This window comes from Pseudomonas viridiflava (assembly GCF_900602065.1).
GTDB lineage: Bacteria > Pseudomonadota > Gammaproteobacteria > Pseudomonadales > Pseudomonadaceae > Aquipseudomonas.
The window spans coordinates 116,746-137,991 of record NZ_UWFN01000350.1 but is presented as its reverse complement, the minus strand read 5'-3'; the positions used below and the strand labels follow the sequence as shown (position 1 = coordinate 137,991).

The window sequence follows — 21,246 nt, the reverse complement described above, 5'->3', positions numbered from 1 at the left end:
CCTCACCAGTTGTAGCTGACCGTCCCGAGCAAAGTGCGGCTATCGCCCCAATAGCAGCGACCTGCATCGTTGCACCCTGACACGTATTCCTTATCGAACAGGTTTTTGGCGTTCACGTCCACCGACCAATGCTTGTCGATCTGATAACCGATATTTGCATCCACCAAGGTGACGTCGCCCGCATCAAGCTTTCCGTACAGTGCCGCTGGCGTGTAGGAGAAAGCACTGTCGAAATAGCGGATACCTGCCCCCATGTGGAAACCATCAAGGTAACCGTCCAGGAACCGATACTTGGCCCACGCGGATGCCTGATTACGCGGCACGCCAGTAATCTGATGGCCTTCGATCAGTGATCCTGCGGCGTCTTTTGTGACTCTGGCATCGGTGTAGGAATAGGAAGCCGTCACGTTGAGGTTCTGGCTGATATCACTATTGACCTCAAGCTCCACACCTTTGGAGCGACTTTCCCCCACTTGACGATAACTGGAGGTCGTAGAGTCGAAGTAAGTGTCGTCCTTCTTGCGTAGGTCATAGATCGAGGCCGTGATCGCGGTGTTCCAGCCGATGGGCTCGTACTTGAAACCCACTTCGTATTGGCTACTGGTGATCGGATCGAGCGGGGCACCGCCATTGGAAATCTGCTGAACTGGTACAAAGGCAGTGGAATAGCTGACATACGGCGTGAGGCCGTTGTCGAACTGATACATCAACCCGCCCTGGTAGGTGAACTTCTTGTCGCTGGAGCTGATATCACCGGTGGGTGCCAGTTTATTGCGGAAATCACTGTCGACCCAATCCTGTCTGCCGCCGAACAACACAATCCAGTTGTCGTACTTGCTTTGGATTTGCCCGTACACCCCGTTCATCTGTTGTTCCAGCAGGGTGTTTTGCACAGCAATGGACGTAACCGGATCCTGTGTATAAACCGGATTGAAGATATTGATGCGACCCGCTGCGCCTGCGTTCCAGTCCTGGTTGAACGAGGTGCGGTCGAAGCTCGCTCCGAACAATACGGTGTTCTCCAGCCCTCCAGTATTGAATTTGCCTTCTAGCTGATTATCCAGGGAATAGACCATCGACTTATTGAAGCGATCGTAAGCCGTAACGTTCAGCTGCGTGCCAAAACCTGCATTGTCCAGATTGCCAGGCCAGGTCTCATGACGGGTGATGCGAGACTGCATGTATCGCGAGTTCTGCCGGAATTGCCAGTCATCGTTGAAGCTGTGGCTGAATTCATAGCCGACGCTCCACATCTCGCGCTCGAAAGTATTCCAGTCAGGCACACCCAGCATGGTGTCCTTATCAAGCTTGCCATTGGGGTTGCGCAGCAGGGTGCCAGCCGCTGGCAGCCCTAATTCCATATTGGTGTGGTCCTTCTGGTAACTGCTTAACAGGGTCAGGCTGTTGTAGTCATCGAAGTTCAAGGTCAGCGATGGTGCGATATACATCCGATCATCAGGCACATGATCGGTCTGCGTATCGGCGTTGCGACCGAGCATCACAACCCGTCCCAAGACATTTCCGCTCTCGTCCAGCGGACCCGAGATATCCACACCCAGTTGCCGGCGGTTATTTGTACCGTAGCTGAGCTGAACTTCTCCTTGGGAATTGGCGGTCGGACGCTTGCTCACCACGTTCACCAAGCCTCCCGGTGCGTTCTCGCCATACAGTATTGACGAAGGTCCGCGGAATATCTCGACGCGCTCAAGGCCGTAAGGCTCAGTGGTGGTGTCGTAACGGTTACCTTGAACCCGCAGACCGTCGCGCATCAATCCGTATCCGTAATCGGTGGCGTTAAACCCACGAATGAAGAACAGGTCGCCTGCCAGGTTATCCCCAGCGGCGAAGGGCGGTGCGAAAATACCTGGCACATAACCCAGCGCCTCGGTAAGCGTCTGCGTCTTCTGATCTTTCATGCGCTGCGCGGTGACCACTGACACAGAACGTGGAGTTTCGGAAAGCGGCGTACTGGTCTTGGTGCCCACGCGACTGGTTTGCGCTTTGTAGCCTTGATCCGGTAGAGGCGCTTCAAACCCTGTGGATAAAGTGCTGTTAATCGCAGTGGGTGCCAACTGCAACGAACCATTATCCGGGATCGGCTCGAGGATGTAGCTGCCTGGGGCCTGCGTTGCGACCTGCAGTTTCGAGCCCTGCAAGAGCACTGCGAAACCCTGTTCAACGGAGTACGTGCCCTGCAGGCCGGCGCTTCGCAGGTTCGCTGTTTCTGATGGCGAGAACGAGAGAATCACATTGGCGGCTGACGCAAACTGGTTCAACGCGCTATCCAAAGGGCCAGCCGCAATGTTGTAGCTTTGGATGGCCGCTGCGGCGAGAACACTGGTAGGCAACATTGCGCACCCAAGACCGCTGGCCAGGAGGACGCTGTAACTCAAGTATTGCCGGGAAAGATGCCGGCGGGTTTGAAGCGGAAGAAGTGGGAAGCGCATTTTGTTGTAGGCCCTGAGGTAGTGAATTCGCGTTTACCTGCAGGGCCGCGCCTGAATCAAAAAAGATAACCCCCTAATGCTTTTTATTTTTTCGAACCGCCATCAAGCGTTTCGTTTGACCGAAACCCAGTATCGACTGAAGTAGCGAACCTGAATCGGCAGAGTTGCTTGAAGATTAGCCAGTACCGCGTCTGTCGCATCGAGACGAAACGCGCCGGAGACACGCAGCTTTGCCGCGTTTTCATCACACTGCATGACACCAGAGCGATAACGCGCCAACTCATTGATGACATTGCCCAAGGGTTCGTTAAGCACAATCAGCTGCCCGTCGACCCATGCTGCAGCGGTCTGTGGATAAGCGCCGTCCGGGCTGACGCTATAGCCATTAAAGTCGGCCCTTTGACCCGCGCCCAGAAGCCGGGGAATGGCATCAACAGCGGCCGGAGCGATCCTCACCTGGTCCTCCAGTACTCCCACACGCGTCGTACTTTCCAGTTGTCGAACCGAAAAGCGTGTGCCAAGTGCCTGAACCCGGCCTTGTCGAGTCTCGACATATAAAGGCCGTATATCCCCCAGCTTTCCGGTCCGAACGATAATTTCCCCGTCACGCAATCGGATCAGCCGTTGCTGACTGTCGAACACTACGTCTATAGCCGTATCCGTATTGAGTTCGATCTGGCTGCCATCGGTCAACTCAACATGTTGACGATGGCCTACCGGTGTTCGGTAGTCAGCCAATACATTCTTCAGGGACGTATGCTGCTGGATATTCCAGCCAATATATCCGGTGCCAGCTACCGCCAGCAGCAGTTTGAGAACCTGTCGGCGTTGTTGGGGCCTGGATAGTGCGCGGCGCGTGAGGTGCGCTGGCATGTTGTTCAGGCCGCGCTGCAGTTGTTCCATTTGCTGCCAGGCAACCCGGTGTGTCGGATCACTTTCCAGCCATTGCCGCCAAGCCTCCTGTGCTTGCGGCGTTGGTGGTTCGCTCTGAAACTGCACAACCCAACTTGCCGCGGCCTCAAAGACTTTGCGGTCAGGGGGAGAACTCATGACGTCTGCGCCATGAGCATCGAGCATTCTGTGAAAGCACGGATCATGTGCTTTTTCACTGTAGTCAGCGAAACATCCAAATCAATGGCGATCTGTTGATAAGTCAAACCTTCGATCTGCGACAGCATGAAGATTCTCTTGGTGCGTGAGCCCAGATCATCCAGCGCTTTATCCACAGCCAGTAAGGTTTCAATGATCAGCGCCTTGTCTTCTTCACTGATCACAGTGTTCTGTGGACGTTCAGCCATCGCCTGCTGATAAGCCAGCTCAATAGCTTTGCGCCGGTACCGATCAATCACCAAACCCCGGGCGACAGTGGCTAGATAGTCACGAGGCTCGCGAATGTGGGCCGCATTAGCAGCACCGAGAATCCGCACAAAGGTGTCATGAGCCACATCGGCAACATCGAAGGTGTTGGACAGGCGAGCTTTGAGCCAACCGTGCAACCACGAGTGATGCTGCTCATAGATACGCTGCACAGCTGACGTATGGGAGTGAGGAGGCATAGGGATAATGGCGAGTTAATGATAATGGCTATTATTAGCTTTTGTTTCGAAAACTCACAATAGCCTCTCAACTCGTCAACGATCGACAACCCCCTTCCATTTCCTCACCTGAATTCAATTCGGTTCGACGAACCCCGAGATCTGCAAAGTCGCTACTCGGATTTTTCCAGATAATCATCAAAATATACGTATTGAGCTCTGTGGATAACGCAGCCTTAGCCCCGTTGATAAGTGGGCTTGAAAGCTGCGTACAACCCTATCTGTGGACAAGTGTATGTTTAATCCACAGGCTTATGGCGGTTATCCCAAACCCTCTTGGCCACATGACCACAGGCTTTTGAATCTCTGTACACATTGATTTATAAGGCCTGTATAAATCTATCCACAGAAAACAGGTTCAGTATAAATAGCATTTAAAATAAGGTTTTATAAATCTTCTTTCTTTTTAATTTCTATATCTGAGACTTTTCCACAGCTGGTTAATTTTTGTGCAACGGGTTCCTTTCAGGGGGGGTAAGTCCCTATACTTGTCAGCTATCCCAATTTCCCATCTAGAACAGGCACGAGGTGCGTGGTGGATTTCCCTTCCCGTTTTGAAGTGATCGTCATCGGTGGCGGTCATGCCGGTACCGAGGCCGCACTGGCGTCGGCACGTATGGGTGTAAAAACCCTTTTGCTGACCCACAACGTGGAAACACTGGGTCAGATGAGCTGCAACCCTGCTATTGGCGGGATTGGTAAAAGTCATCTGGTCAAGGAAATCGACGCCCTGGGCGGCGCTATGGCTATGGCCACGGACAAAGGTGGTATCCAGTTCCGCGTGCTGAACAGCCGTAAAGGCCCTGCAGTCCGGGCAACTCGTGCGCAAGCAGATCGTGTTCTGTACAAAGCGGCAATTCGCGAAACCATCGAAAATCAGCCGAACCTGTGGGTATTTCAACAAGCCTGTGATGACTTGATCGTTGAGCAGGACGAGGTACGTGGTGTTGTGACCCAAATGGGCCTGCGTTTCATGGCCGATTCGGTTGTGCTGACGACCGGCACCTTCCTGGGTGGACTTATCCACATTGGAATGCAGAATTATTCGGGCGGTCGCGCAGGCGATCCGCCGTCAATCGCACTGGCACATCGTTTACGTGAGTTACCGTTACGAGTGGGTCGCCTGAAAACCGGTACTCCTCCGCGTATCGATGGTCGTTCGGTCGATTTCTCGGTCATGACAGAACAGCCGGGTGATACACCGATTCCGGTCATGTCGTTCATGGGCTCCAAGGAACAACACCCATCGCAGGTCAGTTGCTGGATCACTCACACCAACGCCCGGACTCACGAAATCATTGCCGCGAACCTTGATCGCTCGCCCATGTATTCCGGCGTTATCGAAGGTGTTGGTCCGCGTTATTGCCCATCGATCGAAGACAAGATTCATCGATTTGCCGACAAGGAAAGCCATCAGGTCTTCATCGAACCTGAGGGCCTGACGACGCATGAGTTGTATCCGAACGGCATTTCGACTTCGTTGCCGTTTGACGTGCAATTGCAGATCGTCCGTTCGATTCGCGGTATGGAAAATGCCCACATCGTTCGCCCTGGCTATGCCATCGAATATGACTACTTCGATCCACGCGATCTGAAGTACAGCCTCGAAACCAAAGTCATCGCGGGTCTGTTCTTCGCAGGACAAATCAACGGTACGACCGGTTACGAAGAAGCCGGTGCTCAAGGTTTGCTGGCCGGGACCAATGCCGCTCTCCGCGCCCAGGGCAAGGAAAGCTGGTGCCCGCGTCGCGATGAAGCGTACATCGGCGTGCTTGTGGATGACTTGATCACTCTTGGCACCCAAGAGCCGTACCGGATGTTCACGTCTCGTGCCGAATACCGCTTGATTCTGCGTGAGGACAACGCCGATTTGCGTCTCACCGAGAAAGGTCGCGAGCTGGGTCTGGTCGATGATCAACGCTGGGCGGCGTTCTGCACCAAGCGTGAAAATATCGAACTGGAAGAGCAGCGCCTGAAAAGCACTTGGGTGCGTCCGGGTACAGAGCAGGGCGATGCTATCGCGAGCCATTTCGGCACGCCGTTGACTCACGAATACAACCTGCTCAACCTGTTGACCCGGCCGGAAATCGACTATGTCAGTCTGGTTTCCCTTACCGGCCATGGCAGCCCTGATCCGCAAGTCGCTGAACAGGTTGAAATCAAGGCCAAGTACGCGGGTTACATTGACCGCCAGCAAGACGAAATCGCCCGGCTGCGTGCGAGCGAAGATACGAAGTTGCCTGGAGATATCGATTACACGACCATTTCCGGGCTCTCGAAAGAAATTCAGAGCAAGCTGGGGATAACTCGTCCTGAGACGCTGGGTCAGGCCTCGCGAATCCCCGGCGTCACGCCAGCGGCAATTTCCCTGTTGATGATTCATTTGAAAAAACGCGGCGCGGGCCGTCAGTTGGAGCAAAGCGCTTGAGTTCTATGGTCACCCCGCAACACGCCGAAGAGTTATCCCGAGGCGCTCAGGAACTGGGTATAAAACTCAGTGAAAGCCAGCACTCACAGCTGCTGGCCTACCTCGCACTGTTGATCAAATGGAACAAGGCTTACAACCTGACGGCTGTGCGTAACCCGGACGAAATGGTTTCGCGGCACTTGCTCGACAGCTTGAGTGTTGTGCCTTTCGTTGACGGTGAGCGTTGGCTGGATGTGGGAAGTGGCGGAGGGATGCCTGGTATTCCACTGGCCATCATGTTCCCGGAGATGAAAGTTTCGCTTCTGGACAGCAATGGCAAGAAAACCCGCTTCCAGACTCAGGTCAAACTTGAGCTCAAGCTGGACAATGTGGAAGTTATCCACAGCCGCGCAGAGTCCTTTCATCCGGAGCACCCGTTTACCGGGATTGTTTCCCGTGCGTTCAGCAGTCTGGAAGACTTTACTGGGTGGACTCGCCACATGGGCGATACCAATACGCGATGGCTGGCAATGAAAGGCCTGCATCCGACCGATGAACTGGTAGCATTGCCCGCAGATTTTCAGGTGGATAGCGCACAAGCCTTGACCGTACCCGGTTGCCAAGGCCAACGTCATCTGCTGATACTGCGCCGCACGGCATGACTGGGAACACAAGCAAGCATGGCTAAGGTATTCGCGATTGCGAACCAAAAAGGTGGTGTGGGTAAAACCACCACTTGTATCAACCTCGCAGCATCGCTGGTCGCCACCAAGCGACGCGTACTGCTGATCGATCTGGACCCCCAAGGCAACGCCACGATGGGCAGCGGTGTGGATAAACACGCCCTGGAACATTCGGTGTATGACCTGCTCATTGGTGAGTGCGATCTGAACCAGGCGATCCAGTTCTCTGAGCATGGCGGTTATCAACTGCTGCCTGCCAACCGCGACCTCACTGCGGCTGAAGTGAATCTGCTGGAAATGCAGATGAAGGAAAGCCGCCTGCGCAATGCGCTGGCGCCGATCCGCGAGAATTACGATTACATCTTGATCGACTGCCCGCCGTCTCTGTCGATGTTGACGTTGAACGCGCTGGTTGCTGCTGATGGGGTCATTATCCCCATGCAGTGTGAATACTTTGCTCTGGAAGGTCTCAGTGACCTTGTGGATAACATCAAACGTATCGGTGAATTGCTCAATCCAGCGCTGAAAATCGAGGGGTTGCTGCGCACCATGTACGACCCGCGGTTGAGCTTGATCAACGACGTGTCTGCGCAACTCAAAGAGCATTTCGGCGAACAGCTGTACGACACTGTAATCCCGCGCAACATCCGTCTGGCCGAGGCGCCGAGTTTCGGTATGCCCGTTCTGGCCTACGACAAGAGTTCGCGCGGTGCACTGGCCTACCTTGCTCTGGCAGGGGAAATGGTTCGTCGTCAACGGCGCGGTTCGCGCACTGCTCAGCCAACTTAAGGAAACCCCATGGCCGTCAAGAAAAGAGGTCTCGGACGTGGGCTGGACGCACTTCTGAGCAGTCCAACCGTCAGCTCCCTCGAAGAACAGGCCGTGAAGGCCGATCAGCGTGAACTGCAGCACATCCCGCTGGACCTGATTCAGCGTGGCAAGTATCAGCCGCGTCGCGACATGGATCCTCAGGCGCTCGAAGAACTCGCCCAATCGATCAAGGCCCAGGGCGTTATGCAGCCGATTGTGGTGCGTCCGATTGGTGATAACCGTTTCGAGATCATCGCCGGTGAACGTCGCTGGCGTGCCAGCCAGCAGGCCTCCATGGAAACCATCCCGGCGATGGTCCGTGATGTGCCCGATGAAACCGCTATTGCGATGGCGTTGATCGAGAATATTCAACGCGAAGACCTCAATCCCATTGAGGAAGCGGTCGCTTTGCAGCGTCTTCAGCATGAGTTCCAGCTAACTCAGCAACAGGTTGCCGATGCTGTCGGCAAATCGCGGGTGAGTGTTGCCAACCTGCTGCGCCTGATCGCGCTGCCGGATGTGATCAAAACCATGCTTTCCCACGGCGACCTGGAAATGGGTCACGCTCGTGCATTACTCGGTCTGCCGGAAGATCGGCAGGTTGAAGGGGCGCGACATGTTGTCGCACGAGGCCTGACGGTTCGCCAGACAGAAGCGCTTGTGCGTCAATGGTTGAGTGGAAAACCTGCTGCTGCCGAGCCGGTAAAGACTGATCCTGACATCAGCCGCCTTGAACAGCGTCTGGCCGAGCGGCTGGGCTCTGCAGTGCAAATTCGTCATGGGCAGAAGGGTAAAGGGCAGTTGGTGATCCGGTATAACTCTCTGGATGAGCTCCAGGGGGTGCTCGCCCACATCCGCTGAAACAATTGCACTGTAGCGTGTGATCGGAAATCACTACCTGAAGGTTGAATAGGGGCTGAACCGCCCCTATACTCTGCGCGCATTTTGTCGGCACAAATTATGCCAAGTTATTGATTTTGGCGGCCGACGCACGAGGAGCAGGAGTGATGGAGACACGCATGCCAACTAGGTTGCCGTTCCATCGACTGGCGGTTTTTCCGGTACTGCTGGCTCAATTTATAGTCCTGCTGCTGGCAGCCCTGGCGCTGTGGCAGTGGCATGGAGTCGTAGCAGGATATTCAGGGCTGTGCGGAGGCCTGATAGCCTGGCTGCCCAATTTGTATTTTGCTCATAAGGCTTTCCGGTTTTCCGGGGCTAGAGCAGCGCAAGCCATTGTCCGGTCATTCTATGCCGGCGAGGCGGGCAAACTGATTTTTACGGCAGTGCTTTTTGCATTGACCTTTGCAGGTGTGAAGCCATTGGCGCCGATTGCTGTATTCGGCGTGTTCATGTTGATCCAAGTGGTCAACTGGTTCGCTCCCCTGCTGATGAGAACAAGACTTTCGAGACCTTAGGGCGTTTGAGGCACACATGGCAGAGCAAACAGCTTCGGGCTATATCCAGCACCACTTGCAGAACCTGACCTTCGGTCAGCTACCAGATGGCGGCTGGGGTTTTGCCCACACCGCAGCAGAAGCGAAGGAAATGGGCTTTTGGGCTTTCCACGTCGATACTCTCGGCTGGTCTGTTGCCCTGGGTCTGATTTTCGTCCTGATTTTCCGCATGGCGGCCAAGAAGGCGACTTCCGGTCAACCAGGCGCGCTGCAAAACTTCGTTGAAGTGCTGGTCGACTTCGTCGACGGCAGCGTGAAAGACAGCTTCCATGGTCGTAGCCCGGTGATTGCACCGCTGGCGCTGACCATTTTCGTCTGGGTGTTCCTGATGAACGCCGTCGACCTGGTTCCTGTTGACTGGATTCCTCAGTTGGCGATCCTGATCTCGGGTGATTCGCACATTCCTTTCCGCGCTGTTTCGACCACTGACCCTAACGCCACTCTAGGCATGGCTCTGTCGGTCTTCGCGCTGATCATTTTCTACAGCATCAAGGTCAAGGGCATCGGCGGCTTCATCGGCGAACTGACCCTGCACCCATTCGGCAGCAAGAACATTTTTGTTCAGGCGCTGTTGATTCCGGTGAACTTCCTGCTTGAATTCGTGACTCTGATCGCCAAACCGATCTCGTTGGCACTGCGTCTGTTCGGCAACATGTATGCGGGCGAGCTGGTGTTCATCCTGATCGCCGTCATGTTCGGCAGCGGCCTGCTCTGGCTGAGTGGCCTGGGTGTGGTTCTGCAATGGGCGTGGGCTGTATTCCATATCCTGATCATCACCTTGCAGGCATTCATCTTCATGATGCTGACCATCGTGTACCTGTCGATGGCTCACGAAGATAACCATTAAGACTCGCCTGGCGCGTCTGGATGTACCTCTCGCTCCGGCGAGAGGAGGCCGCAGCGGGTAACCGCAAGGGCTGATGTAAAACGATTTGTTTTACCGCTTTAATCTAAGAAAACCTAACCAATACGACGTAAAAGTCGGGAGGAAAGATGGAAACTGTAGTTGGTCTAACCGCTATCGCTGTTGCACTGTTGATCGGCCTGGGCGCACTGGGTACTGCAATCGGCTTCGGCCTGTTGGGCGGCAAATTCCTGGAAGGCGCTGCTCGCCAACCAGAAATGGTTCCAATGCTGCAGGTTAAAATGTTCATCGTTGCCGGTCTGCTCGACGCCGTAACCATGATCGGTGTTGGTATCGCTCTGTTCTTCACCTTTGCGAACCCCTTCGTTGGTCAACTCGCTGGCTAATCTCTCGATTATTCGAGGTGATTGGTGTGATGGACAACGAACGAGCGAGGTGTTGGCGTGAACATTAATGCAACCCTGATTGGCCAGTCCGTTGCGTTCTTCATTTTTGTGCTGTTCTGCATGAAGTACGTTTGGCCTCCGGTCATTGCGGCTTTGCACGAACGTCAGAAGAAGATCGCGGATGGACTGGACGCTGCCAGCCGAGCAGCTCGCGACCTGGAGTTGGCCCAAGAGAAAGTGGGTCATCAACTGCGCGAAGCTAAAGCTCAGGCAGCCGAAATCATTGAGCAAGCCAAGAAACGCGGTACTCAGATTGTCGACGAAGCCCGTGAACAGGCCCGTGTCGAAGCTGACCGTGTGAAGGCTCAGGCTCAGGCCGAGATCGAGCAGGAACTGAACGGTGTCAAAGACGCGCTGCGCGCCCAATTGGGTAGCCTGGCAGTTGGCGGTGCTGAGAAGATCCTGGGTGCCACAATCGATCAAAACGCGCACGCGGAGCTGGTTAACAAACTGGCTGCTGAAATTTAAGCGAGGGCGATCATGGCAGAACTGACCACGTTGGCCCGACCTTACGCTAAGGCAGCCTTCGAGCACGCCCAGGCCCACCAGCAACTGGCCAATTGGTCAGCCATGCTCGGCCTGGCTGCAGCGGTGTCGCAAGACGACACCATGCAGCGCGTACTCAAGGCCCCGCGACTGACGAGCGCAGACAAGGCCACCACTTTTATTGAAGTGTGTGGCGACAAGTTCGATGCCAAGGCACAGAATTTCATCCATGTCGTTGCTGAAAACGACCGTCTCCCGCTTCTGCCGGAGATCGCCGAACTGTTCGACCTGTACAAGGCTGAGCAGGAAAAATCGGTCGATGTGGATGTCACCAGTGCTTTTGCATTGAACCAAGAACAGCAAGACAAACTCGCCAAGGTTCTCAGTGCACGGCTCGGCCGGGAAGTGCGCCTGCACGCTGCGGAGGATGCCACCCTTATCGGTGGTGTCGTAATCCGCGCCGGCGACCTGGTTATCGATGGCTCAGTTCGCGGCAAACTCGCGCAACTAGCCGAAGCATTGAAATCTTGAGTTTGAAGGGGCAGCAGAGCAATGCAGCAACTCAATCCTTCCGAAATAAGTGAAATCATCAAGGGTCGCATCGACAAGCTCGATGTAACCTCCCAAGCCCGTAACGAAGGCACTGTCGTCAGCGTATCTGACGGCATCGTGCGGATTCACGGTCTGGCCGACGTAATGTACGGCGAGATGATCGAGTTTCCGGGCGGCGTCTACGGTATGGCGCTGAACCTTGAGCAAGACTCTGTAGGTGCTGTGGTACTGGGCGCTTACACGACTCTGGCTGAAGGCATGAGCGCCAAGTGCACTGGCCGCATCCTCGAAGTTCCGGTTGGTAAGGAACTGCTGGGTCGCGTAGTCGACGCACTGGGTAACCCAGTTGACGGCAAAGGTCCGCTGAACAACACCGAGACCGATGCGGTCGAGAAAGTTGCTCCAGGCGTGATCTGGCGTAAGTCGGTAGACCAGCCTGTACAGACTGGCTACAAGGCTGTCGATGCCATGATTCCAGTCGGCCGTGGCCAGCGTGAGCTGATCATCGGTGACCGTCAGATCGGTAAAACCGCTCTGGCCATCGACGCAATCATCAACCAGAAAGACAGCGGCATCTTCTGCGTCTACGTTGCAATCGGTCAGAAACAATCGACCATCGCCAACGTTGTTCGCAAGCTTGAAGAAAACGGCGCACTGGCTAACACCATCGTCGTGGCTGCAAGTGCTTCTGAATCCGCTGCGCTGCAATTCCTTGCACCGTACTCGGGTTGCACCATGGGTGAATTCTTCCGCGACCGCGGTGAAGACGCGCTGATCGTTTATGACGATCTGTCCAAGCAAGCAGTGGCTTACCGCCAGATTTCCCTGCTGCTGCGCCGTCCACCAGGCCGTGAAGCTTACCCAGGCGACGTGTTCTATCTCCACTCCCGTCTGCTGGAGCGCGCATCGCGTGTTTCCGAAGAGTACGTAGAGAAGTTCACCAACGGCGCAGTAACCGGCAAAACCGGTTCCCTGACCGCATTGCCGATCATCGAAACTCAGGCTGGCGACGTTTCTGCGTTCGTTCCGACCAACGTGATTTCCATCACTGACGGTCAGATCTTCCTGGAATCGGCCATGTTCAACTCTGGCATCCGTCCAGCAGTGAACGCCGGTGTTTCGGTATCCCGTGTGGGTGGTGCCGCTCAGACCAAGATCATCAAGAAGCTCTCCGGTGGTATCCGTACCGCTCTGGCTCAGTACCGTGAACTGGCAGCATTCGCCCAGTTTGCTTCTGACCTGGACGAAGCGACCCGTAAGCAACTTGAGCATGGTCAGCGCGTTACCGAGCTGATGAAGCAGAAGCAATACGCACCAATGTCGATCGCTGACATGGCGCTGTCGCTGTATGCCGCTGAGCGTGGGTTCCTGACCGACATCGAAATCGCCAAGATCGGTAGCTTTGAACAAGCGCTGATTGCTTACTTCAACCGCGATCACGCCGATTTGATGGCGAAGATCAACGTGAAGGGTGACTTCAATGACGAAATCGACGCTGGCATGAAAACCGGTATCGAGAAGTTCAAGGCCACCCAAACCTGGTAAGCCGCAGCGGGGGCCGAAAGGCTCCCGCTTGCTAACCTGATAGGTGTTACATGGCAGGCGCAAAAGAGATTCGCAGCAAGATTGCGAGCATCAAAAGCACGCAAAAGATCACCAGCGCCATGGAAAAAGTGGCGGTCAGCAAAATGCGCAAGGCTCAAATGCGCATGGCTGCTAGCCGTCCTTACGCGGAGCGCATCCGCCAGGTGATTGGTCATCTGGCCAACGCTAACCCGGAATACCGCCACCCGTTCATGGTCGAGCGCGCTGTAAAGCGTGTCGGCTATGTCGTAGTGAGCAGTGACCGTGGTCTGTGCGGTGGCTTGAATACCAACCTGTTCAAGGCTCTGGTCAAGGACATGGCGGTAAACCGTGAAAACGGCGTAGAGATCGATCTGTGCGTGGTTGGCAGCAAAGGTGCGGCATTTTTCCGCAACTTCGGCGGTAACGTCGTCGCTGCGATCAGCCACTTGGGCGAAGAGCCGTCGATCAATGATTTGATCGGCAGCGTCAAGGTGATGCTGGATGCTTACCTGGATGGCCGTATTGATCGCCTGTCCGTGGTATCCAACAAGTTCATCAACACCATGACCCAGCAACCAACGGTTGAGCAGTTGATTCCGTTGGTGGCTACCCCGGATCAGAAACTCAAGCACCACTGGGACTATCTCTACGAACCCGATGCCAAAGAGCTGCTTGACGGCTTGATGGTTCGCTACGTTGAGTCGCAGGTGTACCAGGCGGTGGTCGAGAACAACGCAGCTGAACAAGCAGCGCGGATGATCGCGATGAAGAACGCCACAGACAACGCCGGTGATTTGATCAGTGATTTGCAGCTGATCTACAACAAGGCGCGTCAGGCAGCGATCACCCAAGAGATCTCGGAAATCGTCGGCGGCGCTGCCGCGGTTTAACGGTTCAAATATTAGAGGAACCAGCTAATGAGTAGCGGACGTATCGTTCAAATCATCGGCGCCGTGATCGACGTGGAATTCCCACGCGATAGCGTACCGAGCATCTACAACGCGCTGGAAGTTAAAAGCGCGGCAGGGACCACCCTGGAAGTTCAGCAGCAGCTGGGCGACGGCGTGGTTCGTACCATTGCGATGGGCTCCACCGAGGGCTTGAAGCGTGGTCTGGAAGTTGCAGACTCTGGCAAAGCCATCTCCGTACCGGTCGGTAAAGCGACTCTGGGCCGGATCATGGACGTGCTGGGCAACCCGATCGACGAAGCTGGCCCGATCGACACCGAAGAACGCTGGGGCATTCACCGTCCTGCGCCGTCCTTCGCTGAACAGGCTGGTGGCAACGATCTGCTGGAAACAGGCATCAAGGTTATCGACCTGGTTTGCCCGTTCGCCAAAGGCGGTAAAGTAGGTCTGTTCGGTGGTGCCGGTGTAGGCAAAACCGTAAACATGATGGAACTGATCCGTAACATCGCCATCGAGCACAGCGGTTATTCCGTGTTCGCCGGCGTGGGTGAGCGTACTCGTGAGGGTAACGACTTCTACCACGAGATGAAGGACTCCAACGTTCTGGACAAAGTGGCACTGGTTTACGGTCAGATGAACGAGCCGCCGGGTAACCGTCTGCGCGTAGCTCTGACTGGCCTGACCATGGCCGAGAAGTTCCGTGACGAAGGTAACGACGTTCTGCTGTTCGTCGACAACATCTACCGTTACACACTGGCCGGTACTGAAGTATCCGCACTGCTGGGCCGTATGCCTTCCGCAGTAGGTTATCAGCCGACCCTGGCTGAAGAGATGGGCACTCTGCAAGAGCGCATCACTTCCACCAAAAACGGTTCGATCACTTCGATCCAAGCGGTATACGTACCTGCGGATGACTTGACTGACCCGTCGCCAGCGACCACGTTTGCCCACTTGGATGCAACCGTCGTACTGTCCCGTGACATCGCTTCCCTGGGTATCTACCCAGCGGTAGATCCACTGGATTCGACTTCGCGCCAGCTGGACCCGAACGTTATCGGCCAGGAACACTACGACACCGCTCGCGGCGTACAGTACGTGTTGCAGCGCTACAAAGAACTGAAGGACATCATTGCGATCCTGGGTATGGACGAGCTGTCGGAGACCGACAAGCAGTTGGTTAACCGTGCTCGTAAGATCCAGCGCTTCCTGTCGCAACCGTTCTTCGTGGCTGAAGTCTTCACTGGTGCATCGGGTAAATACGTTTCCCTGAAAGACACCATTGCTGGCTTCAAAGGCATCCTCAACGGTGACTACGACCACCTGCCAGAACAAGCGTTCTACATGGTCGGCGGCATCGAAGAAGCGATCGAGAAAGCCAAGAAACTGTAATCCCAGCGCCCGGTAACGGGCGCTAATCAGGTCGAGGCAAGCAAATGGCTATAACAGTCCATTGCGATATCGTCAGCGCGGAAGGAGAAATTTTCTCCGGTCTGGTCGAGATGGTGATTGCGCACGGTAACCTGGGTGATATCGGTATCGCTCCAGGCCACGCGCCGCTGATCACTGATCTGAAACCAGGTCCGATCCGCTTGATCAAGCAGGGCGGAGCAGCCGAGGTGTTTTACATCTCGGGTGGTTTCCTCGAGGTTCAACCGAACATGGTCAAGGTGCTTGCCGACACTGTGCAACGTGCTGATGACCTGGACGAAGCCTCTGCTCAGGCAGCCGTAAAGGCAGCCGAGAAGGCCCTGAACGAAAAAGGCGCAGATTTCGATTACGGATCTGCAACTGCTCGTCTGGCCGAGGCCGCAGCCCAGCTGCGTACCGTTCAGCAAATTCGCAAGAAGTTCGGCGGCTAACCCCGTCTTCTTCAGCGCGATTGAGAAAAAGGGTAGCCTCGGCTACCCTTTTTCTTTTTTAAGGATCAGCCGACGCTTGTGGATAAGTGACGCGGCGCGCCTCAGTTGGAAATCCCATGTCTCTCGATATCGTTATTCTCGCGGCAGGCCAAGGCACTCGCATGCGCTCGGCACTGCCCAAGGTTTTGCATCCAGTTGCCGGTGATTCAATGCTCGGTCATGTTATCCACAGCGCCCGGCAACTATCGCCGCAACGTATCCATGTTGTGATTGGCCATGGGGCGGATGTCGTACGTGAGCGCCTGGCCGCGGACGATTTGAATTTCGTCATGCAGGACAAGCAATTGGGGACTGGACACGCCGTTGCTCAGGCATTGCCGGAACTGACTGCCGAAACCGTGCTGATCCTCTATGGCGATGTACCGCTCATTGAAGTTGAAACACTTCAGCGTTTGCTGAAACAGGTAAATGCCGAACAACTGGGCCTGTTGACCGTCAACCTCGACGATCCAACCGGTTACGGCCGTATCGTGCGCGATGAGCAGAACCGTGTATGTGCGATCGTTGAACACAAAGATGCGACAGAAGCCCAGAAAGCTATAACCGAAGGTAACACCGGCATTCTGGCGGTCCCGGGCAAGCGCCTGGCTGACTGGCTGGGACGGCTATCGAATAACAATGCTCAAGGCGAGTATTACCTGACTGACGTGATCGCCATGGCGGTCAACGACGGTCTGGTGGTTGCCACTGAGCAGCCTCACGACGCCATGGAAGTCCAAGGCGCCAATGACCGCAAACAACTCGCCGAGCTGGAGCGTCACTATCAGTTGCGCGAAGCTCGCCGCCTGATGGCGCTGGGTGTAACGCTACGCGATCCAGCCCGCTTTGATGTGCGCGGTGACGTGACAGTGGGGCGCGATGTGCTGATCGACATCAATGTGATCCTTGAAGGTCGGGTCATCATCGAAGACGACGTGGTTATCGGGCCGAACTGTGTGATCAAAGACAGCACCTTGCGCAAAGGCGTTGTGATTAAAGCTAACAGTCACCTCGACGGTGCAGTGATGGGCGAGGGCAGCGATGCAGGTCCATTCGCTCGCTTGCGTCCAGGCAGTGTGCTGGGCGCCAAGGCTCATGTGGGTAACTTTGTGGAGCTCAAGAATGCTCGTCTGGGCGAAGGTGCCAAGGCTGGGCATCTCACCTATCTGGGCGATGCAGACATCGGCGCGCGCACCAATATTGGTGCCGGCACGATTACCTGTAATTACGACGGCGCGAACAAGCACAAAACGGTGCTGGGCGAAGACGTGTTCATCGGCTCGAACAACTCGTTGGTCGCGCCTGTGGATATCTCATCGGGCGCCACGACAGCGGCAGGCTCGACGATCAATCAGGATATCCCTGCTGAACAGCTAGGCGTTGCTCGTGCACGCCAGCGCAACATCGAAGGCTGGAAGCGCCCGGTGAAAATCAAGAAAGTCTGAAGTTATCCACAATCGGTCGAGATGAACGCGTTTTTGTGGGAGCGAATTCATTCGCGAAAGCGGAGTGTCAGGCGCAGTTGTATTGTCTGAAAAGCCCTTCGCGAATGAATTCGCTCCCACGGGTATGTGTTTGCAAGCCAGCATAGAATCTCCCACAGGTCCAAATCGATCCCGAATTTGTACTCTGCCCTTGACCATTTCTCTGCAATAGGTTTTGATTGCCTTCGTTATCTTACGAATCGAAACTTAAGTCAGCCATGTCGAAACGCAATACACCTCAACGGCGTCACAATATCCTTGCTTTGCTTAATGAGCAGGGCGAGGTGAGCGTGGATGAGCTGGCGAAGCGTTTCGAAACTTCGGAAGTTACGGTTCGCAAGGATCTGGCCGCCCTCGAAAGCAATGGGCTGCTGCTGCGTCGCTACGGCGGCGCGATCACCTTGCCTCAGGAACTGATCGGCGAAAGCTCACAGCCTGTCTCCAGGTACAAGCAGGCCATCGCCCGTGCTGCAGTAAAACGGATTCGCGAGCATGCGCGCATCATCGTCGACAGTGGCAGTACCACCGCCGCGTTGATTCCCGAACTGGGCCAGCAGCCGGGGCTGGTGGTCATGACCAATTCCCTGCACGTCGCCAGCGCACTGAGCGAACTGGAACATGAGCCTGTTTTGTTGATGACCGGTGGTACCTGGGATCCGCATTCGGAGTCTTTCCAGGGCCAGGTTGCTGAACAGGTGCTGCGTTCCTACGATTTTGATCAGTTGTTCATCGGTGCCGATGGCATCGATCTGTCTCGCGGTACGACCACCTTCAACGAATTACTGGGGCTAAGCCGGGTCATGGCTGAAGTGGCCCGTGAAGTAGTGGTGATGGTCGAGGCAGACAAAGTAGGTCGCAAGATACCCAATCTGGAGCTGCCCTGGAGCAGCATCCATACCCTGATTACCGATGATCGCCTGCCCGTCGAGGCACGCGAACAGATACAAGCCCGTGGCATAACCCTGATTTGTGCCGCTGTCAGCTAGGAGAGAACGTATGTGTGGAATTGTCGGCGCAGTCGCTGAACGCAACATCACCGCTATTTTGGTCGAAGGCCTCAAGCGTCTGGAATACCGTGGCTACGATAGCGCAGGCGTCGCGGTGTTCAGCAATGCAGGTGTGCTTGATCGTCGCCGTCGCTCCGGCAAGGTGAGTGAGCTGGAACAGGCGCTCGCCGGTGAGCCGTTGCTGGGCCGTCTTGGCATTGCCCATACGCGTTGGGCCACCCACGGTGCGCCCTGCGAACGGAATGCCCACCCGCACTTTTCCGGCGACGAACTGGCAGTTGTCCACAACGGCATCATCGAGAACCATGAAGTGCTGCGCGAGCGCCTCAAAGGACTCGGCTATGTATTCGTTTCCGACACCGATACTGAAGTCATCGTCCACCTGCTGCACCACAAGCTTAAAGACACACCTGACCTGACTGTCGCGCTCAAAGCTGCGGTAAAGGAACTGCATGGTGCCTATGGCCTTGCGGTCATCAGCGCCAAACAGCCTGACCGCCTATTGGCCGCCCGCAGCGGCAGTCCTCTGGTGGTTGGCCTGGGCCTTGGGGAAAACTTCCTCGCGTCCGACCAAATGGCGCTGCGTCAGGTCACTGACCGCTTCATGTACCTGGAAGAAGGCGATATTGCCGAGATTCGTCGTGAGAGCGTGCAGATCTGGGCTGTGGATGGTTTGCCGGTCGAGCGTGAGGTCGTGCAGTACCGTGAAGGTGCTGAGGCAGCTGACAAAGGTGAGTTCCGCCACTTCATGCTCAAGGAAATCCACGAGCAGCCAAAAGTTGTGCAGCGCACGCTTGAAGGCCGTCTTGGTCAGCAACAAGTGCTGGTGCAGGCATTTGGTCCGCAAGCGGCCGAGTTGTTCGCCAAAGTGCGTAACGTGCAAATCGTTGCCTGCGGTACCAGCTACCACGCGGGCATGGTTGCGCGTTACTGGCTGGAAGGGTTGGCAGGCATTCCATGTCAGGTGGAAGTTGCCAGTGAGTTCCGTTATCGCAAGGTAGTGGTACAGCCGGACACCCTGTTCGTCTCCATCTCCCAGTCCGGCGAAACCGCCGACACCCTGGCCGCACTGCGCAACGCCAAGGAACTGGGCTTCCTGGCCAGCCTCGCGATCTGTAACGTCAGCATCAGCTCGCTGGTTCGCGAGTCCGACCTGACGCTGTTGACCCAGGCAGGGCCGGAGATCGGTGTGGCTTCGACCAAGGCGTTCACTACTCAGTTGGTAGCCCTGTTGCTGCTGACGCTGTCGTTGGGTCAGGTGCAAGGCACATTGGCTGAAGGCGTTGAAGCCGAGCTGGTTGAAGAGCTGCGTCGTCTGCCGACCCGCTTGGGTGAAGCGTTGGCAATGGACGCGACGGTTGAGAAAGTCGCTGAACTGTTCGCCGAGAAGAACCACACGCTGTTCCTGGGTCGAGGCGCTCAGTTCCCGGTGGCCATGGAAGGTGCGCTCAAACTCAAGGAGATCTCCTACATCCACGCCGAAGCCTATCCGGCCGGTGAACTCAAGCATGGTCCGTTGGCGCTGGTCGACAGCGATATGCCGGTCGTTACCGTCGCACCGAACAACGAGCTGCTGGAAAAGCTGAAATCCAACCTGCAGGAAGTACGCGCTCGTGGCGGTGAGCTGATTGTTTTCGCTGACGAACAGGCCGGCATGAGTAATGGCGAAGGCACCCACGTCATCGCGATGCCGCACATCGTCGATGCCTTGGCTCCGATCCTTTACACCATCCCGCTGCAACTGCTTTCGTACTATGTAGCGGTGTTGAAGGGTACTGACGTTGACCAGCCACGTAACCTGGCTAAGTCGGTGACTGTGGAATAAGTTATCCACAGGGTCGGTTTGACGATGGCTTCAGAAAGCCTGTGGAAAAGTCATAATGCGGCTGGAACATGGAGAATTTTTCTCCCCATGTTCCAGCCATCGATAGCCGACACAGGGTGTTTGCGACGCCTCACAGGAGCCTGCGGAGAGCATGATGGATTCTGAAAACACTGCATATGTGACGACGACTGAGGCACTGGAAAAGCTTTACGGGCCCACGGCAAGGCCTTCCATGGTCAAGGAAGTCGACCATATTCATCCGGTTTACAGGCCCTTCATAGAAGCAGCGCCGTTTGTCGTCCTTGCGTCCTCAGGCCCTGGCGGACTCGATGCATCTCCGCGAGGCGATCAAGGCGGATTTGTGCACATCGAAGACAGCAAGACTCTGTATTTGCCTGATCGTCGAGGTAACAACCGCATCGACACGCTGCGTAACATCGTCACTGATCCCAGGGTGGCGTTGTTGTTCATCGTACCTGGCGTTGGTGAAACACTGCGGGTCAACGGGACCGCTCAAATCTCGGTCCAGCCCGACCTGTTAAGCCGCTTTGCGGTCAATGGCCAATTGCCGAAGTCCGTTCTTCGCATCACCGTGACCAGCGTCTATTTTCAGTGCAGTAGAGCCGTAATCAGAGCCGGTTTGTGGGATCCGGAGCGGCATGTCGAGCGCAGTTCACTTCCCACTGCAGGGCAAATCCTGAAGGAAGTGTCAGCGGCGGAAATTGACGGTGATGCCTACGATAAGGCTTTGCCAGGACGTATTGCTGACACCCTGTATTAGCCACTAAGGCCATGTCTGGGCTCTTAACGATA

20 protein-coding genes are annotated in these 21,246 nt (G+C 55.6%); 17 read left to right on the top strand and 3 right to left on the bottom strand.

The genetic code is table 11. The annotated features are described in order from the left end of the window. Positions 1–2 precede the first annotated feature (2 nt). The 3 genes from EE949_RS27625 to EE949_RS27615 all read right to left on the bottom strand — a co-directional run bounded on the left by EE949_RS27625 (position 3) and on the right by EE949_RS27615 (position 4,003). Complete coding sequence (locus tag EE949_RS27625) at positions 3–2,351, bottom strand: TonB-dependent siderophore receptor (RefSeq protein ID WP_240350463.1); 2,349 nt, start codon at positions 2,349–2,351, stop codon at positions 3–5. A gap of 198 nt (positions 2,352–2,549) precedes the next feature. Further along, a complete protein-coding gene (locus EE949_RS27620) occupies positions 2,550–3,497 on the bottom strand; it encodes a FecR domain-containing protein (RefSeq protein ID WP_122667189.1) in 948 nt (315 codons plus the stop codon). After that, positions 3,494–4,003, bottom strand: a complete 510-nt coding sequence (locus EE949_RS27615) for a sigma-70 family RNA polymerase sigma factor (RefSeq protein WP_122667188.1) — start codon at positions 4,001–4,003, stop codon at positions 3,494–3,496. The genes EE949_RS27620 and EE949_RS27615 overlap by 4 nt, the downstream gene beginning before the upstream one ends. A 574-nt stretch (positions 4,004–4,577) precedes the next feature. Between EE949_RS27615 and mnmG the strand changes: the two genes are divergently transcribed. The 17 genes from mnmG (at position 4,578) to EE949_RS27530 (ending at position 21,214) form a co-directional block, all read left to right on the top strand. Then, positions 4,578–6,470: a tRNA uridine-5-carboxymethylaminomethyl(34) synthesis enzyme MnmG gene (mnmG, locus tag EE949_RS27610; protein ID WP_122667408.1), complete on the top strand. Its 1,893-nt coding sequence runs from the start codon at positions 4,578–4,580 to the stop codon at positions 6,468–6,470. Then, positions 6,467–7,111 (top strand): 16S rRNA (guanine(527)-N(7))-methyltransferase RsmG, encoded by a 645-nt coding sequence (gene rsmG, locus EE949_RS27605; RefSeq protein ID WP_162873964.1) that lies wholly within the window; start codon positions 6,467–6,469, stop codon positions 7,109–7,111. Before mnmG ends, rsmG begins: the two co-directional genes overlap by 4 nt. An 18-nt stretch (positions 7,112–7,129) precedes the next feature. Continuing rightward, positions 7,130–7,921 carry a ParA family protein gene (locus EE949_RS27600; RefSeq protein ID WP_122667186.1) on the top strand — a complete coding sequence of 264 codons (792 nt, stop codon included), beginning with the start codon at positions 7,130–7,132 and terminating at the stop codon, positions 7,919–7,921. 9 nt (positions 7,922–7,930) lie between these two features. Then, positions 7,931–8,803 carry a ParB/RepB/Spo0J family partition protein gene (locus tag EE949_RS27595; RefSeq protein WP_122667185.1) on the top strand — a complete coding sequence of 291 codons (873 nt, stop codon included), beginning with the start codon at positions 7,931–7,933 and terminating at the stop codon, positions 8,801–8,803. 146 nt (positions 8,804–8,949) lie between these two features. Then, a complete protein-coding gene (locus EE949_RS27590) occupies positions 8,950–9,357 on the top strand; it encodes a F0F1 ATP synthase subunit I (RefSeq protein WP_122667184.1) in 408 nt (135 codons plus the stop codon). Between the two features lie 16 nt (positions 9,358–9,373). Next, positions 9,374–10,243: a F0F1 ATP synthase subunit A gene (gene atpB / locus EE949_RS27585; protein ID WP_027901591.1), complete on the top strand. Its 870-nt coding sequence runs from the start codon at positions 9,374–9,376 to the stop codon at positions 10,241–10,243. 146 nt (positions 10,244–10,389) lie between these two features. Beyond that, positions 10,390–10,647 carry a F0F1 ATP synthase subunit C gene (gene atpE, locus EE949_RS27580; protein ID WP_002555987.1) on the top strand — a complete coding sequence of 86 codons (258 nt, stop codon included), beginning with the start codon at positions 10,390–10,392 and terminating at the stop codon, positions 10,645–10,647. A 57-nt stretch (positions 10,648–10,704) separates the two neighbouring features. Beyond that, positions 10,705–11,175, top strand: a complete 471-nt coding sequence (locus tag EE949_RS27575) for a F0F1 ATP synthase subunit B (RefSeq protein ID WP_122667183.1) — start codon at positions 10,705–10,707, stop codon at positions 11,173–11,175. A gap of 12 nt (positions 11,176–11,187) precedes the next feature. Continuing rightward, positions 11,188–11,724: a F0F1 ATP synthase subunit delta gene (locus tag EE949_RS27570; protein ID WP_027901593.1), complete on the top strand. Its 537-nt coding sequence runs from the start codon at positions 11,188–11,190 to the stop codon at positions 11,722–11,724. Positions 11,725–11,745: 21 nt separating this feature from the next. Beyond that, positions 11,746–13,290 (top strand): F0F1 ATP synthase subunit alpha, encoded by a 1,545-nt coding sequence (gene atpA / locus EE949_RS27565; protein ID WP_122667182.1) that lies wholly within the window; start codon positions 11,746–11,748, stop codon positions 13,288–13,290. 50 nt (positions 13,291–13,340) lie between these two features. Beyond that, positions 13,341–14,201 carry a F0F1 ATP synthase subunit gamma gene (gene atpG / locus EE949_RS27560; protein ID WP_087269415.1) on the top strand — a complete coding sequence of 287 codons (861 nt, stop codon included), beginning with the start codon at positions 13,341–13,343 and terminating at the stop codon, positions 14,199–14,201. A 27-nt stretch (positions 14,202–14,228) separates the two neighbouring features. After that, a complete protein-coding gene (gene atpD, locus EE949_RS27555) occupies positions 14,229–15,608 on the top strand; it encodes a F0F1 ATP synthase subunit beta (protein WP_122667181.1) in 1,380 nt (459 codons plus the stop codon). A gap of 44 nt (positions 15,609–15,652) precedes the next feature. Further along, positions 15,653–16,078: a F0F1 ATP synthase subunit epsilon gene (locus EE949_RS27550; protein ID WP_027901597.1), complete on the top strand. Its 426-nt coding sequence runs from the start codon at positions 15,653–15,655 to the stop codon at positions 16,076–16,078. A gap of 116 nt (positions 16,079–16,194) precedes the next feature. Beyond that, positions 16,195–17,562, top strand: coding sequence for a bifunctional UDP-N-acetylglucosamine diphosphorylase/glucosamine-1-phosphate N-acetyltransferase GlmU (glmU, locus tag EE949_RS27545; RefSeq protein ID WP_122667180.1), 1,368 nt, complete (start codon positions 16,195–16,197; stop codon positions 17,560–17,562). Positions 17,563–17,819: 257 nt separating this feature from the next. Continuing rightward, complete coding sequence (locus EE949_RS27540) at positions 17,820–18,587, top strand: DeoR/GlpR family DNA-binding transcription regulator (RefSeq protein ID WP_122667179.1); 768 nt, start codon at positions 17,820–17,822, stop codon at positions 18,585–18,587. A 10-nt stretch (positions 18,588–18,597) separates the two neighbouring features. Further along, positions 18,598–20,433 (top strand): glutamine--fructose-6-phosphate transaminase (isomerizing), encoded by a 1,836-nt coding sequence (gene glmS, locus EE949_RS27535; protein WP_122667178.1) that lies wholly within the window; start codon positions 18,598–18,600, stop codon positions 20,431–20,433. A gap of 151 nt (positions 20,434–20,584) precedes the next feature. Continuing rightward, positions 20,585–21,214 carry a pyridoxamine 5'-phosphate oxidase family protein gene (locus EE949_RS27530; protein ID WP_122667177.1) on the top strand — a complete coding sequence of 210 codons (630 nt, stop codon included), beginning with the start codon at positions 20,585–20,587 and terminating at the stop codon, positions 21,212–21,214. Positions 21,215–21,246: the final 32 nt, after the last annotated feature.

Bases quoted from the DNA above. Each gene is read 5' to 3' on its own strand.
- glmU (WP_122667180.1), top strand. From the start codon at position 16,195: ATGTCTCTCGATATCGTTATTCTCGCGGCAGGCCAAGGCACTCGCATG.
- EE949_RS27625 (WP_240350463.1), bottom strand. From the start codon at position 2,351: ATGTTGCCTACCAGTGTTCTCGCCGCAGCGGCCATCCAAAGCTACAAC.
- EE949_RS27550 (WP_027901597.1), top strand. From the start codon at position 15,653: ATGGCTATAACAGTCCATTGCGATATCGTCAGCGCGGAAGGAGAAATT.
- EE949_RS27540 (WP_122667179.1), top strand. From the start codon at position 17,820: ATGTCGAAACGCAATACACCTCAACGGCGTCACAATATCCTTGCTTTG.
- EE949_RS27530 (WP_122667177.1), top strand. From the start codon at position 20,585: ATGATGGATTCTGAAAACACTGCATATGTGACGACGACTGAGGCACTG.
- EE949_RS27590 (WP_122667184.1), top strand. From the start codon at position 8,950: ATGGAGACACGCATGCCAACTAGGTTGCCGTTCCATCGACTGGCGGTT.
- glmS (WP_122667178.1), top strand. From the start codon at position 18,598: ATGTGTGGAATTGTCGGCGCAGTCGCTGAACGCAACATCACCGCTATT.
- EE949_RS27570 (WP_027901593.1), top strand. From the start codon at position 11,188: ATGGCAGAACTGACCACGTTGGCCCGACCTTACGCTAAGGCAGCCTTC.
- EE949_RS27620 (WP_122667189.1), bottom strand. From the start codon at position 3,497: ATGAGTTCTCCCCCTGACCGCAAAGTCTTTGAGGCCGCGGCAAGTTGG.
- EE949_RS27615 (WP_122667188.1), bottom strand. From the start codon at position 4,003: ATGCCTCCTCACTCCCATACGTCAGCTGTGCAGCGTATCTATGAGCAG.
- atpD (WP_122667181.1), top strand. From the start codon at position 14,229: ATGAGTAGCGGACGTATCGTTCAAATCATCGGCGCCGTGATCGACGTG.
- EE949_RS27600 (WP_122667186.1), top strand. From the start codon at position 7,130: ATGGCTAAGGTATTCGCGATTGCGAACCAAAAAGGTGGTGTGGGTAAA.
- EE949_RS27595 (WP_122667185.1), top strand. From the start codon at position 7,931: ATGGCCGTCAAGAAAAGAGGTCTCGGACGTGGGCTGGACGCACTTCTG.
- atpE (WP_002555987.1), top strand. From the start codon at position 10,390: ATGGAAACTGTAGTTGGTCTAACCGCTATCGCTGTTGCACTGTTGATC.
- atpA (WP_122667182.1), top strand. From the start codon at position 11,746: ATGCAGCAACTCAATCCTTCCGAAATAAGTGAAATCATCAAGGGTCGC.
- atpG (WP_087269415.1), top strand. From the start codon at position 13,341: ATGGCAGGCGCAAAAGAGATTCGCAGCAAGATTGCGAGCATCAAAAGC.
- atpB (WP_027901591.1), top strand. From the start codon at position 9,374: ATGGCAGAGCAAACAGCTTCGGGCTATATCCAGCACCACTTGCAGAAC.